This is a genomic window from Pontibacter sp. CAU 1760, from assembly GCF_054482735.1.
Map to the genome: position 1 here is coordinate 285849 of NZ_JBTLRL010000003.1, position 13872 is coordinate 299720.

Annotated in this window: 7 protein-coding genes; 6 read left to right on the forward strand and 1 reads right to left on the reverse strand. The window is 55.6% G+C overall.

The window, feature by feature from the left end; all coding sequences use genetic code 11:
- Positions 1–51 precede the first annotated feature (51 nt).
- The 4 genes from ACXYMU_RS05945 (at position 52) to ACXYMU_RS05960 (ending at position 9288) form a co-directional block, all read left to right on the forward strand.
- Positions 52–2460: a xyloglucanase gene (locus tag ACXYMU_RS05945; protein ID WP_458985443.1), complete on the forward strand. Its 2409-nt coding sequence runs from the start codon at positions 52–54 to the stop codon at positions 2458–2460.
- A 106-nt stretch (positions 2461–2566) separates the two neighbouring features.
- Positions 2567–5929 carry a VCBS repeat-containing protein gene (locus tag ACXYMU_RS05950; protein ID WP_458985444.1) on the forward strand — a complete coding sequence of 1121 codons (3363 nt, stop codon included), beginning with the start codon at positions 2567–2569 and terminating at the stop codon, positions 5927–5929.
- A complete protein-coding gene (locus tag ACXYMU_RS05955; protein WP_458985445.1) occupies positions 5926–7281 on the forward strand; it encodes a vanadium-dependent haloperoxidase in 1356 nt (451 codons plus the stop codon). The genes ACXYMU_RS05950 and ACXYMU_RS05955 overlap by 4 nt, the downstream gene beginning before the upstream one ends.
- Before the next feature lie 195 nt (positions 7282–7476).
- The gene (locus tag ACXYMU_RS05960; protein ID WP_458985446.1) at positions 7477–9288 is read left to right on the forward strand and encodes a glycoside hydrolase family 9 protein; all 1812 of its coding nucleotides are present in this window, start codon (positions 7477–7479) and stop codon (positions 9286–9288) included.
- Between the two features lie 88 nt (positions 9289–9376).
- Here the strand turns inward: ACXYMU_RS05960 and ACXYMU_RS05965 are convergent, their stop codons facing one another.
- Positions 9377–10249, reverse strand: coding sequence for an AraC family transcriptional regulator (locus ACXYMU_RS05965; RefSeq protein WP_458985447.1), 873 nt, complete (start codon positions 10247–10249; stop codon positions 9377–9379).
- A gap of 474 nt (positions 10250–10723) precedes the next feature.
- Here ACXYMU_RS05965 and ACXYMU_RS05970 point away from each other — a divergent pair, with 474 nt between their 5' ends.
- Both ACXYMU_RS05970 and ACXYMU_RS05975 read left to right on the forward strand, forming a co-directional pair.
- Entirely contained in the window at positions 10724–11893 is a 1170-nt protein-coding gene (locus tag ACXYMU_RS05970; RefSeq protein ID WP_458985448.1) for a glycoside hydrolase family 26 protein, read from the forward strand.
- Between the two features lie 36 nt (positions 11894–11929).
- Positions 11930–13801, forward strand: coding sequence for a sodium:solute symporter family protein (locus ACXYMU_RS05975; RefSeq protein WP_458985449.1), 1872 nt, complete (start codon positions 11930–11932; stop codon positions 13799–13801).
- Positions 13802–13872 lie beyond the last annotated feature (71 nt).

Sequence of the window (13872 nt, forward strand, 5' to 3'; positions counted from 1 at the left end):
GCAATCCATGATGAAACCAGATTATACGCTATGCCTCAGGTAACATACACGATGAGGAGGACCCTTCTTACAATAGTGACAGCAGGGGTGATGCTGGCCATATGCTTTCCGGGATGGGCACAAGCCCCTGAAGCCTATACCTGGAAGAACGTGCAGATACAGGGTGGGGGCTTTGTGACGGGCTTGATATATCATCCGAATGCGCGCAATCTTTTGTACGCCCGCACGGATGTGGGAGGTGCCTACCGATGGGAAGCAGCAACTGCCACTTGGATACCGCTGACGGACCAATTGGGCCCTGCTGAGGAAAATCTAACAGGTGTGCTGAGCCTGGCCCCGGATCCATCCGATCCTGACAGGGTGTACCTGGCCGCAGGGCTTTATACCCCGTCGTGGGCTGGCACAGCTGCCTTATTTGCCTCTTCTGACAGGGGAGCCACGTGGGCCCGATCCAACCTGCCCATCAAGCTGGGCGGCAATGAGGACGGCCGGTCAACAGGAGAACGGCTACAGGTAGACCCCAACCAGGGCAATATTCTTTTTCTGGGTTCCAGCACAGATGGGCTCTGGAAAAGCGTGGACTGGGGTGCAACTTGGGGCAAGGTAAGTGGTTTTCCGGTGGCAGCGTCGCCGGTAGGTTCAGGTGGCATTTCCTTTGTGCTACTGGATGCAGCCAGTGGAACGCAGGGAAAAGCCATGCCAACGCTTTATGTGGGAGTGCTGCAAAAAGGGATTAACCTTTACAAAAGTATGGACGGAGGCAACAGCTGGCAACCGGTTGCAGGTGCCCCAACGGCTAACATGCCGCACCAGGCTGCACTGGCATCCGATGGTTCGCTCTACCTTACTTACAGTAACGGCCCCGGCCCAAACAACGTCACGGCGGGTGCTGTCTGGAGGTTATACCCCGCTACCGGGCAGTGGACCAACATCAGCCCGCCGGCAGGGCAGGGTGGCTATACCGGTCTTGCGCTCGATCCGCAGCAGCCGGGCACCCTGCTGGTTTCTACCCTCAACCGGTGGTGGCCGCGCGACGAGGTGTTCCTCAGCAAAGACAGTGGCGCCACCTGGAAGCCGCTCCTCGCCACTGCCTCCCTCGACCACAGCCTGGCGCCTTATGCAGCGGCTTCTACCCCGCATTGGATCGGGGATGTGGCCCTGGACCCCTATGATTTTGATAAAGCATGGTTTACGACAGGGTATGGGGTATACCAGACAAACAACTTGACCGCAAGCGAAGGCAATGCCCCGACCACCTGGACATTCCAGAACAGGGGACTGGAGGAAACCGTGCCGCTGCAGTTGATTAGTCCGCCTGCGGGTGCCCCTTTGCTAAGTGCGCTGGGAGATATCGACGGGTTCCGGCACGATGACTTGGATACCTCCCCAGCAGTTGGCCGCTTTTCCCCCGCCTATGGCACAAACACCAGCCTCGATTTTGCAGCGCTCCAACCCACCTTTATGGCACGGATACATAACAACAAGGAGGGGAAGTATGGCGCGTACTCTACGGATGGCGGGAACACCTGGCAGGCCTTTGCCAGCGCACCCCTGGGTGCCTCAGGCGGAGGTTCAGTGGCCGTGAGCGCGGATGGCAGCACAATGGTATGGGCACCGGGAGGAAGCAGCAATATTTTCTATTCCCGCAACAAGGGCAATACCTGGAACCAGGCTGCCGGGGTTTCCAGAAACAATCTCAAGCCCGTTGCCGACCGCGTGAACAGCGCCAGATTTTACACCTATGATGCCACGTCCGGGCAGGTGCTGGTGAGCAGCGATGGCGGTGCCTCCTTCTCCAGAGCAGCTTCTGGGTTGCCTGCTGTGCCTGAATGGCAGTTGAGGCGGGCTAACTTAAAGTCCGTATTTGGGCAGGAGCGCGCGCTTTGGCTCACCAACCCCACCGGTGGTCTGTACCATTCTTCCGATGGCGGCCAAAGTTTTCAGCAGGTTGCGGGGGTGCAGGAAGCCTCGCACGTCGGATTCGGAAAGGCCGCCGAGGGGCAGCCATACCCGGCCGTATTTATCGCTGGCAGTGTGAACCAGCAGACGGGTTTTTATCGGTCGGATGACGCGGGGAAGACGTGGGTTAAAATCAACATGGCGCACCAGCAATATGGCGGCGTGAACGACATCACCGGAGACCCACGCCGCTTTGGGCGGGTATACGTGGCTACCTCAGGGCGCGGCATCCTTTACGGCGATGCCATGGGTGTGGTAAGCAGCGTTTCAGCGCATGGGCAACTGGCTTTTAGCTATGCTCCGAACCCCTTTCGGGAAACACTGCAGCTACAGGCTGCGGAAACGTTTAATTATACCATCACAGATCTGGTGGGCAAGCAGCTAGAAGCCGGAGAATGCGGCAGTGGTTGCAGTGTCGGGAACAGGTTGCCGCCTGGCGTGTATGTCTTGCATGCCTGGCAGCGGAACAGGCACTCAAGTATCAAAATAGTCAAGAACTGAAACGTTTCAAACTTCCCAATCAACAGCTATAGCCTAAATAATCCCTCCTGACCAGCATTGCATTCCTGTGCAGATTTAGTTAATATTAGCCTACACTTTTAGCTCCATGTATTACCGCTTCATCACCCTACGTTTACTTTGCTTTTCGGCCCTCGTTACTTTTGCTGCCTGCCAGGAAGACAGCCGCACCGTGCAGGAGGGGAAGCCCGCAACTGACGCAGCGGCCGTTCCAGCACTCTTCAGCCTGTTGCCTGCCGCTACCACCCACATCAGCTTTACCAATACCATCCAGGAAAACCCATACGGTAATATCCTGGCCTATCAGTATTTCTACAATGGCGGCGGCGTGGCCGTTGGCGACCTGAACAACGACGGTCTGGACGATATCTACTTTTCCGGCAACATGGCCCCTAACCACCTATACCTGAACCGGGGAGACATGCGGTTTGAGGAAGTGAGCGCACAGGCCGGGGTGGCAGGGCGACCGAATAACTGGAAAACGGGTGTGAGTTTGGCCGATGTGAACGGTGACGGACTGCTGGATATCTACCTATGCTACTCCGGCAACATGCCTCCGCAGGCACGGGCCAACCAGCTGTTCATCAACAAAGGCGTGGACAAGTCCGGTATGCCGCGGTTTGAGGACCAGGCACCTGCCTATGGCCTGGATGATGCAGCCTTCAGCACCAGCGCCACCTTCTTTGATTATGACCTGGACGGTGACCTCGACATGTTCCTGCTGAACCACAACCCAACCACTTTCCAGAACCTAGATGAGATCAGCATACAGGAGATACGGAAGCAGACGGAGCCGACCATGCGGGTAAAGCTATACCGGAACGAGGACGGTAAATTTACGGATGTGTCTGATAAAGCAGGGCTTGAAGGTTCGCCCTTCACGTATGGTTTGGGAGCTGGCATTGCAGACCTGAACCAGGACGGATGGCCGGATATCTATGTGTCCAACGATTACTCTGCCCCGGACTACCTGTACATCAACAACCGCAACGGCACGTTCAGGGAGGAACTGAAGCAGCGCCTCGGGCATACCTCGCTCTACTCGATGGGCAACGACATCGCGGACATCAACAACGACGGCTTTCCGGACATTTATACCCTCGACATGTTGCCGGAGAATAACAAGCGCCAGAAGCTGCTCTTCTCACCGGACAACTACGAGTATTTCGACGTGTTTGTGAAGGCCGGCTTCAGTCCGCAGTACATGCGCAACATGCTGCACCTGAGCAACGGCGACGGCACCTACAGCGAAGTAGGGCAACTGGCCGGGATTTCGAACACCGACTGGAGCTGGGCCCCGCTGTTCGCGGATTTCGACAACGACGGCTGGAAAGACCTCTTTGTGTCGAATGGCTTTCTACGTGATTTCACCAACCTGGATTTTATCAAATACAAGAGCTCCTTTATGCAGGCGCAGCGCGGCAGGCCTAACCCACGGGCCATTCTAGATGTGCTGCAAAAAATCCCGTCCTCCAACGTGACCAACTACATTTACCGCAACAACCAGAACCTCAGCTTCAAAAACCAAAGCGCCGCCTGGGGGATGGAGGTGCCGTCTAACAGCAACGGAGCCGCCTATGCCGACCTGGACAAGGACGGGGACCTGGATTTGGTGGTGAATAACATTAACCAGCCAGCCTTTATCTACCGCAACGACGCGAACGCCCAGCTAAAGCACGGCTACCTGCGGGTAAAACTACAGGGAGAGGGCAAGAACACGTTTGGGGTGGGTGCAAAGGTGCTGTTGTACCAAAAAAGGCAGCAGCAGTACCAGGAGCAAATGCCCACGCGTGGGTATCAATCCAGTGTATCGCCGGTGCTGCACTTTGGAACAGGCGAAAGCAGTACGATCGATTCGGTGCGGGTAATATGGCCAGGCGGGAAGCAGCAGGTGCTGCGTGACGTTAAATCAAACCAAGAGCTCACGCTCCGAGAGCAGGATGCCGCAGGCACGTACCGTTACCCAAAGCGTGCGTCCGACCCTGCCTTTGAGGAAGTGAAGTCGCCGGTGGTGTTCACGCATCAGCAAACGGGTATAAACGACTTTAAGCGGCAACCCCTGTTGGTAAACCCTGTCTCAGACACCGGTCCGGGTATGGCCAAAGCCGATGTAAACGGTGATGGCCTGGAGGATGTGTTTATAGGGGGAGCCGCGGGGCAGGCAGGCAAATTATACCTGCAGCAGCGCAACGGCCACCTTGTACCGCAGCAGGCAAGCCCTTTCGAAGCAGACAAACTGAGCCAGGATGCCGCTGCTACCTTCTTCGATGCAAACGGAGACGGTAAACCCGATTTATATGTATGCAGTGGGGGGTACGGAAACTTCGCGCCAGCCGATGCTGCTTTGCAGGACCGGCTGTACCTGAACACGGGAAACGGGAAGTTCTCTAAAAGCACAGGCGCGTTGCCTGCCATGTTGACCAGCAGCAGTACGGCCCGGGCCACCGACATCAACGGCGACGGGTATTTGGATTTGTTTGTGGGTGGCCGCGTGATTCCGGGCCGCTACCCGGAAACCCCGCGCAGCTATGTGTTGCTAAACAATGGGCGTGGCGAGTTTAAGGATGCGACAGCGACGGTAGCACCCGGTTTGCAGCAAATGGGCATGGTGACAGACGCCGCCTGGCATGATTTAGATGGCGACCGGCAGGCAGAGTTGGTGATAGTGGGTGACTGGATGCCGGTAACGGCGTTTAAAAACAAAAGCGGGAAGCTGTCCGATGCAACAAACCAGTACTTCGCCAAAGCGCAGCGCGGCTGGTGGAACACGCTTGCCATCGCCGACTTCAACGGCGACGGCAAGGCTGACTTGCTGGTGGGCAACATGGGCCTGAACACGCAGGTACGGGCATCCGAAAGCCAACCGGCAGAGCTGTTCTCCAAAGACTTTGATGAGAACGGCTCTGTTGATCCGATCCTTACTTTTTACATCAAAGGCCAGCAGTACCCTTACGTTACCCGCGACGAACTGCAGGAGCAGATCAGCATGATGCGGACCCGCTTCAGCAGCTACGAGGCCTATGCCAACGCCACGCTGCAGGATATCTTCACGGCAAAGGAACTGAGCGGGGCAAAGCGATTGTCTGTAAATAACTTACGCACCACGTATTTCGAGAGCACCCCTGACGGCAAGCTGCGGGAAAGGCAACTGCCCATACAGGCACAGTTTGCACCGGTGTTTGCCATACAGCCGGTTGATTATGACCAGGACGGCAACCTGGATGTCGTGTTGGCGGGGAACATGGCCCGCGCCCGACTGCGCTTCGGGAAATACGACGCCAGCTATGGCGTGCTGGTGCAGGGCGACGGGAAGGGAGCCTTCCGGTACGTGCCGCAGGACCAAGCGGGCTTGCAGTTAAAAGGTGACGTGCGTGGGATCCTGCCTATCGGCAACGTACTGCTATTTGGGCTGGATCAGGCGGAAATTAAAGCTTACAAACTGACGCGATGATGAGAAATGTACAGTCTTGCTTCCTGCTATTGCTCCTGTTGTTCGGTTGCACAGCAAAGGAGCAACAGCCCCCGGAGTTTACAGCACAGCATATCAGCCAGGTGATCGATGAGATGACGGACCTGATGGTGAACGACGTGACCAACCCACCTTTGGCTGCCCGCTTTTTCGCCTACGCCACCCTGGCCGGGTATGAGGTGATGGCCCAGCAGGACAGTGCCCGCCCCAGTATGCACGGGGTGCTGCGCGATTTTCCGAAAATCGCCTCACCCGCCACCGACAGCCCCTATGCTCCGCAGCTTAGTGCCTTGCTGGCCATGCTGGAAACCGCACAAAAAATGCAGCCGTCCGGTGCCTTGTTGGCCACTTACGAGGAACGGTTGCTGGATTCCTGCAGGAAAGCCGGCGTTTCAGAGGATTTAATTACAGCCTCGTTAGCGCATGCCCAGGCGGTGAGCCGCGATATCCTAGCCTATGCCAAAGCCGACAGGTATAACCAGATGAGCAATTATACCCGGTATACCCCATCCGGAGAAACAGGTGCCTGGAAACCGACCCCTCCTGGCTTTTTTGCGCCCGTGGAGCCTTATTTCAACACCATCCGCTCGCTTACCCTCGATACCTGCAGCCAGTTTAAGCCGTCGGCACCTGTGGCCTTCTCCACCCAGCCGACGTCAGCGTTCTATGCCATGCTGCGCCAGTGCCAGTCCAAAAGCGCCACCAGCCTGACGGAGGAAGAAAAGACAATCGCGGCTTTCTGGGACTGCAACCCCTTTGCCCTGCAGGACAACGGCCACCTGATGGTGGGGATGAAGAAAATATCTCCCGGCGCACATTGGCTGGGCATTACCGGCATCGCTTGCCAGCAGGCAGGCAAGAGCTTTGCCGAGGCAATGGAAATCAACACCATGGTGTCGGTGGCGCTGCTGGATGGCTTTATCGCTTGTTGGGATGAGAAGTACCGCAGCAACCGCGTCCGGCCGGAAACGGCCATTCGCCAGCACCTGGACACGTCCTGGAAACCGTTCCTGCAGACGCCGCCCTTTCCGGAATACCTGAGCGGCCACTCGACCATCTCTGCAGCCTCGGCCGTGGTGCTGACGCATTACTTTGGGGAGGGGTTTTCTTTCTCGGACACCGTAGAGGAACGTTATGGCCTGCCCGCCCGCCAGTTCCGCTCGTTCGACGAGGCAGCCGTAGAAGCAGGTATCTCCCGGTTCTATGGCGGTATCCACTTCATGGACGCGATCGAAAACGGGCGTACCCAGGGCCTGCAGGTAGGGGAGTGGGTGCTGTATAAAACCGGTAAGAAGGCCACTCTTTCTCCGGCAGTTCTTGCCCGGCATCGGTAGCAAAGCCCCGCGAGCACAGCATCAGCACAAAACCCAGCCCTGAAAAGGAGACCTGTTAACCCCGAAGGCATACATCCGAAACATACCGCCCCCTGTTCCCTGGCAGCAAAAGCTTACTTTAGCCTTGCCAGTGCAGGCGCTTTGCGTCAGGTGCTGGGCAGGTACAATCCATGTCAGATAAAACCAGATAGGTAAATGAAAAAAACAATACTCAAGCAGGTCCTTTTCGGTTTATCCGTAGGGTTGTTATGCGCTTGTTCTAGCGCGTTTCAAACATCAGGCAGCAACACCGAGCAGGTGCAGCAGCAATTGACCGAGCAAATCCGGCTGAACCAGGTAGGTTTTTACCCCAATGCGCCCAAGCTTGCCGTGGTGGTGGGAGAACATGCTGGCGGGGCCTTTCAGGTGAAGACGGCAGATCAGCAGAAAACGGTTTTTACAGGGGAGCTTTCCGCAAGTAAACCGAATGAGTTCTCGAACCGCCCCACCCGTGTAGCCGACTTCAGTGGCCTCACCACGCCGGGCAAGTATGTGCTGTCTGTTCCCGGAATCGGGCATTCTTATACCTTTGAGATAGGGGCCGATGTGCACCAGGAGGCGGCAGCGGCGGCTATCAGAGGGTTTTATTACCAGCGCGTCTCCACAGATTTGCCTGATAAGTACGCCGGTGCCTGGGCCCGCCCTGCCGGGCATCCGGATGACAAGGTAATGGTACATGCCTCGGCTGCCACCACTAAACGACCGGCCGGTACTGTCTTTTCGTCGCCGCGCGGGTGGTATGATGCCGGGGATTATAACAAGTACATCGTCAATTCCGGCATCACGATGGGTACCTTGTTTTCCGCTTACGAGGATTTTCCGGCCTACTTTAAGGAGCTGGAGCTAAACATACCAGAAAGCGGCAACGCTGTGCCCGACCTGCTGGATGAGGCGCTCTGGAACCTGCGCTGGATGCTAACGATGCAGGACCCCAACGACGGCGGGGTATACCACAAGCTCACCAACCCGGCTTTTGACGGGATGGTGATGCCGGACAAGGCCACGAACCCGCGCTATGCGGTGCAGAAAGGCACTGCCGCTACCCTCGACTTCGCCGCCGTAATGGCGCAGGCCAGCAGGGTATATCGAAACTATAACCAGGCGTTTCCGGGCTTGGCGGACTCCTGCCTGACGGCGGCCACCAAGGCCTGGGCCTGGGCGAAGCAGCACCCGGATGTGAAATACGAGCAAGACGCACTGAACAAGCAGCACCAGCCCGCCATCTCAACGGGGGCTTACGGTGACGGAGAGTTTGGCGATGAGTTTATCTGGGCGGCCGCCGAACTGTACGCCACCACTAAACAGGATGGTTACTACACCGCCGTGAACATGCTGCCGGATGCCCAGATGCCGCTGCCAAGCTGGGCGCAGGTACGCCTGCTGGGCTATTATACCCTCATTCGTTCCGCCGGTTCGCTGACCCCGGTGGCACAAAAAGACTTGCCTGAGCTGAAAGCGCGTGTGATCGGGATGGCCGACGACCTGCTCGCGGATACGGATACGCGAACCTACAGAACCGTGATGGGCAAGACGGAGAAGGACTACATTTGGGGCAGCAGTGCGGTGGCGGCTAACCAGGGAATTGCCCTACTGCAGGCCTACCAGCTAACCGGCGACAGAAAATACGTGCATGCCGCCCTGGGCAACCTGGACTACCTGTTGGGCCGCAATGCCACGGGCTATTCTTTCCTGACGGGCTTTGGCAGCAAACCTACCATGCACCCGCATCACCGGCCATCCATTGCCGATGGCATCGTGGCACCTGTGCCGGGCTTGTTATCAGGCGGCACCAACGCACGCGCCGACAAGCAGGACAACTGCACGACCTACACCTCAGCGTTTGCCGATGAGATGTATACCGACGATGATTGCTCCTATGCCTCCAACGAGATTGCCATCAACTGGAATGCTCCTTTTGTATACCTGGTGGGTGCTTTGGAAGCACTGCAGAGCAAGGCAGCTTTATAGTAAAATCGCCTCAGCCTAAAAGCCCGGCACCTGCTTTTCTCTAAGCAGGTGCCGGGCTTTTTTAACCTTGGCCAGGAGTGTATAAATCTTAGATGATGACGCAGGAACTGGAGTAGTTCTGCCGGAACTCCTTGGGTGTGCAGCCTTTTTCGCGCTTAAAAATGCGGTTGAAGTAGGACAGGTTGTTGAAGCCGCACTTATAGGAAATCTCAGAGATCGTTTCGGTCGTGTCTATCAGCATGCGCGAGGCGTGGCCCAGCCGAATCTCGTTCAGGCTCTCGATGAACGTTTTGCCAGTGCGCTTTTTAATGAACCGACTGAACGACACCTCCGGCATGCTCACCACCTTGGAGAGGTCGGCCAGCGAGATGTCCTTGTCATAATAAGTTTGCATGTACTCAAACGCTTTCTCGATCCGGCGGCTATAGTAGCTGAACTGCTCGGAGGTAAAGGAGCTGTTCGACAGGGTGCGCATGTTGCGCGAGGTCGACAGGTCGTGCAGGATCGAGATCAGCTCCAGCACCGAATCGAAGCCGCTCTTTTGCGCAAGCTGCTCAAGGCGGGGTTTAAAAGCCTCCTTCGTTTCGCGGGAGAAGGTGATTCCTTTGGCAGAGCGCTCCAGCAAGGTCCGGATAAAGCTGAGTTGGTTGCGCCGCAGGAACTTCTCGTCAAACAGATCGCGGTGAAACTGAATCGTGATCTCATGGATATTCTCGCTTTTGCAGTTGTGGGTAAACCAGCCGTGGGGAAGGTTGCTGCCCACTAACACCAGCTCCAGGTCATCGAGCTCCTCCATGTGGTCGCCCACCATACGCTTGGCACCGGCTGCGTTCGAGATGAAATTCAGCTCATACTCCTCGTGGTAGTGCAACGGGAATTTAAACTCCTGCTTGTTCCGCGAGAAAATCGTGAAGCAGTCGTGTTGGGTCAGCGGGGTGATTTCTCTATAGACAGTTGTCATTTTATATAGTGCGTTGGCGGGAAGTCCAGCTAGCGCGCTTTTGCGCTTATAAGTCCTTGCCGATAGCCTTACTTCATTCAAAATTCAGCCACAAGCTACCTGTTTTATGCTTAATAAGGTGCGAAAGGTGTCGAAATATTATGGTGCACCTTTAAACAGCTTTCCATTAGGGTATAAGACTGATTACAAGTTGTATAAAAATAATGAATACCTGATAAAGTTACTTGTTAATCAGCGGGTCTGGAGTATAAAAGCAAGAATTTGATAAAATTGTGTCATAAATCTGCTACGATTCTACTTAGTTTTGTTAGCAGCCACTTGATAGGATTCAGGCATACAGTCCAGCCTTATTTTTTATCACCGGACACACCCAAAACCCGTGGGGAATGAAACCGGCTATTGCTCGCTGAAGCTGCCAAAGGATTGTTTTAAAATAGGTATACCACCCTTATTCATCGATAGAACTTGCCGCCTATGATTGCCCGCGTATGTATTGCCCTTTTAGCAACAGCCCTTTTCCTGCAGACCGGGTGCTCCCCCAAGATGTATGGCCTGGAGCCGGAGGATTTACCCGTGGACCCAAAGGCGACCAAGGAAACCAAGTTCCTTTACGCCAACCTGAAAAGGGTGTCGCAGGAAGGAGTAATGTTCGGCCACCAGGATGATTTGGCCTATGGCCTTGGCTGGAAATACGAAGAAGGAAAATCAGACATCAAAGCTGTGGTAGGCGAGTACCCTGCGGTAGTGGGTTGGGACCTGGGGCACTTGGAGCTGGATAAAGCAGCCAACCTGGACAGCGTTCCTTTTAACCAGATGCGCCGCTATGTCCAGCAGGTATACGTGCAGGGAGGCTTGAATACCTTCAGTTGGCACCTGAATAACCCGCTTGACCCCGAGAAAACCAGTTGGGACCCGATGGATTCCACGATCAGCCGCCTTTTTACAGACAAAGCAGCCTTGAAGCGCTATGACGACTGGCTGAATAAAGTCGCCGGTTTCCTGACGAGCCTGAAAGGAGCCGAGGGAGAACTGATACCTGTCGTCTTCAGGCCGCTGCACGAGCATACAGGCAGCTGGTTTTGGTGGGGCCGCAACCATGTTTCCCCGGAAGACTACAAGAAGATGTGGCGCTATACCATTGACCGGCTTCGCCAGGCGGGCGCGCACAACCTGCTCATCGCTTACTCCACCGACCGCTTTACTTCAGCCGAAAATTACCTAGAGCGCTACCCCGGCGATGACTATGTGGACATTCTGGGCTTTGACCTGTACCATCGCCCGAAGATAGACTCCACAATAATTGCTCCGGCACCAGACACGGCTTTTATACAGGATGCCCGCCGGATGGTGGAAACGGTGCGCCAGTTGGGGCAGCAGAAAAACAAGGTATGGGCCTTTACAGAAACGGGTTTAGGGAACCTACCCCTGGCCGAATGGTGGACGAACACCCTGCTGCCGGTAGTGCAGAATTCCGGGCTGGCTTATGTGCTGGTCTGGCGAAACGCGAATAACAGCCATTACTTTGCGCCTTTCCCGGGGCAAAAGAGTGCGGTTGACTTTAAGGCCTTTTACCAGCAGCCGGGTGTGTTGTTCATGCAAAAAGTGAAACGCGCCCAACTCTACAAAGCGCCAGCCACCCTGTAACGCGATCAAAGAAACGAACCTCCAAAGAAGATAAATATGAAACTAACTGCACTTGACGTCGGAATAGTGCTCCTGTACCTGGTAGCCGTGGCCGCAATCGGGCTGGTGATGCAGCGGCGGGCGCGGGAGAACAAAAACGCGTACCTGCTGGGGGGGAACACCCTGCCCTGGTATGCGCTGGGTCTCTCGAACGCCTCCGGTATGTTTGATATCTCCGGGACGATGTGGATGGTGATGTTGGCCTTTGTATATGGTCTCAAAAGCATCTGGATTCCCTGGCTCTGGCCTTCCTTCAACCAGGTGTTCCTGATGATGTTTCTGGCTGCCTGGCTGCGCCGCTCAAACATAACTACCGGGGCCGAGTGGATGCTGACGCGCTTCGGGAGGGGCGGCTATGCCAACAAGTCGCACGGCATTGTGGTGGTGTTTGCCCTGATCAGTTGCCTGGGTTTCCTGGCCTACGGCTTCATCGGCCTCGGCAAGTTCGTCGAGATTTTCGTTCCCTGGGCCTTGGTGCAGCCCTACCTGCCCTTCACGATCCCGGCGGAGTTTGTGCCGCACTTCTACGGGTTGGTGTTCACTTCTTTCGCTGTTTTCTATTCGATCCTGGGGGGGATGGCCAGCATTGTGTGGGCCGATGTGCTGCAGTTTGTCATTATGACGGTGGCAGCAGTAGTGATTGGGGTGATGGCGATGAACAACCTGGAGGCTGCCTCGCTCAATGTACCCGAAGCCTGGAAGACGCCCTTCTTCGGAGCAACGCTTGACGACCTGAACTGGGTGGGCATTATAGATGAAGTAAACGATAAAATACAGCAGGACGGGTATTCGCTGTTCGGGATTTTCTTTACCCTGATGGTGTTTAAGGGCATCTTGGCAAGTATTGCGGGACCTACGCCAAACTACGATATGCAAAAGATCCTTTCGTCGCGCTCGCCCCAGGATGCCGCCAAGATGAGCGGCTTCGTGTCGCTGGTCCTCATCCCGACGCGTTACCTGATGATTATGGGGTTTACGGTACTGGCTCTCCTGAATTACGAGCAATTGAACTTGCAGTCGGCCTCAGGCATCGATTTTGAGCGCATCCTGCCAGCGGCCATCCAGAACTTTGCGCCTACCGGTGTGATGGGCCTGATCTTAGCCGGCCTGCTGGCAGCCTTTATCGGCACGTTTGCGGGCACCCTGAATGCTGCCCAGGCCTACCTGGTGAACGACATCTACCTGAAATATGTAAACCCCAACGCCTCGAATCAAACCGTGAGCCGCATGAACTATACTACCGGTATTGTGGTGGTGCTGCTCAGTGTGGTGATCGGATTTTTTGCCAAAGACGTAAACACTATCTTACAGTGGATTGTAGCCGGACTTTACGGCGGCTATATCTCGGCCAACGTGCTGAAGTGGTATTGGTGGCGCTTTAACAGCAGTGGCTTTTTCTGGGGGATGCTCGCCGGGATTGTGCCGGCTCTGGTGTTCCCGTATATTTTTGACGGGCTGGACTTATACTATTTCCCGCTGTTGCTGTTGCTGTCGCTGGCCGGCAGTATCATCGGTACGCTAACATCCCCGCCAACCGACGAGAAAACCCTGAAGAGCTTTTACAGCACTGTGCGGCCATGGGGTTTCTGGAAACCGATTGCAGAACTGGTGAAGGCCGAGAACCCGGAGGCAACTGAGAACAAGAACTTCCGGCTCGATATGTTTAACGTGCTGATCGGGGTGTTGGGGCAGATGTGCCTGACGCTGGCGCCCATTTACCTGGTTATTAAGATGCACACCGAGTTATACATCACCACCGGGGTTTTGCTGGTGGTGTGCCTGATCCTGAAGAAGACCTGGTGGGACAAGCTGGATACAAACAACGCCGCCATCCCCAAGCCGAAGAAAGACACGCTGGTTACCCGCTAACGGAAGCCAGCCACAACATACAGCCCGGCAGGGTATAGCCTGCCGGATCAATTCCATACTATTAGCAAAGT

Excerpts from the sequence above, each read along its gene's own strand:
- ACXYMU_RS05945 (WP_458985443.1), top strand. The coding sequence starts at position 52 with ATGAGGAGGACCCTTCTTACAATAGTGACAGCAGGGGTGATGCTGGCC.
- ACXYMU_RS05970 (WP_458985448.1), top strand. The coding sequence starts at position 10,724 with ATGATTGCCCGCGTATGTATTGCCCTTTTAGCAACAGCCCTTTTCCTG.
- ACXYMU_RS05975 (WP_458985449.1), top strand. The coding sequence starts at position 11,930 with ATGAAACTAACTGCACTTGACGTCGGAATAGTGCTCCTGTACCTGGTA.
- ACXYMU_RS05960 (WP_458985446.1), top strand. The coding sequence starts at position 7,477 with ATGAAAAAAACAATACTCAAGCAGGTCCTTTTCGGTTTATCCGTAGGG.
- ACXYMU_RS05965 (WP_458985447.1), bottom strand. The coding sequence starts at position 10,249 with ATGACAACTGTCTATAGAGAAATCACCCCGCTGACCCAACACGACTGC.
- ACXYMU_RS05950 (WP_458985444.1), top strand. The coding sequence starts at position 2,567 with ATGTATTACCGCTTCATCACCCTACGTTTACTTTGCTTTTCGGCCCTC.
- ACXYMU_RS05955 (WP_458985445.1), top strand. The coding sequence starts at position 5,926 with ATGATGAGAAATGTACAGTCTTGCTTCCTGCTATTGCTCCTGTTGTTC.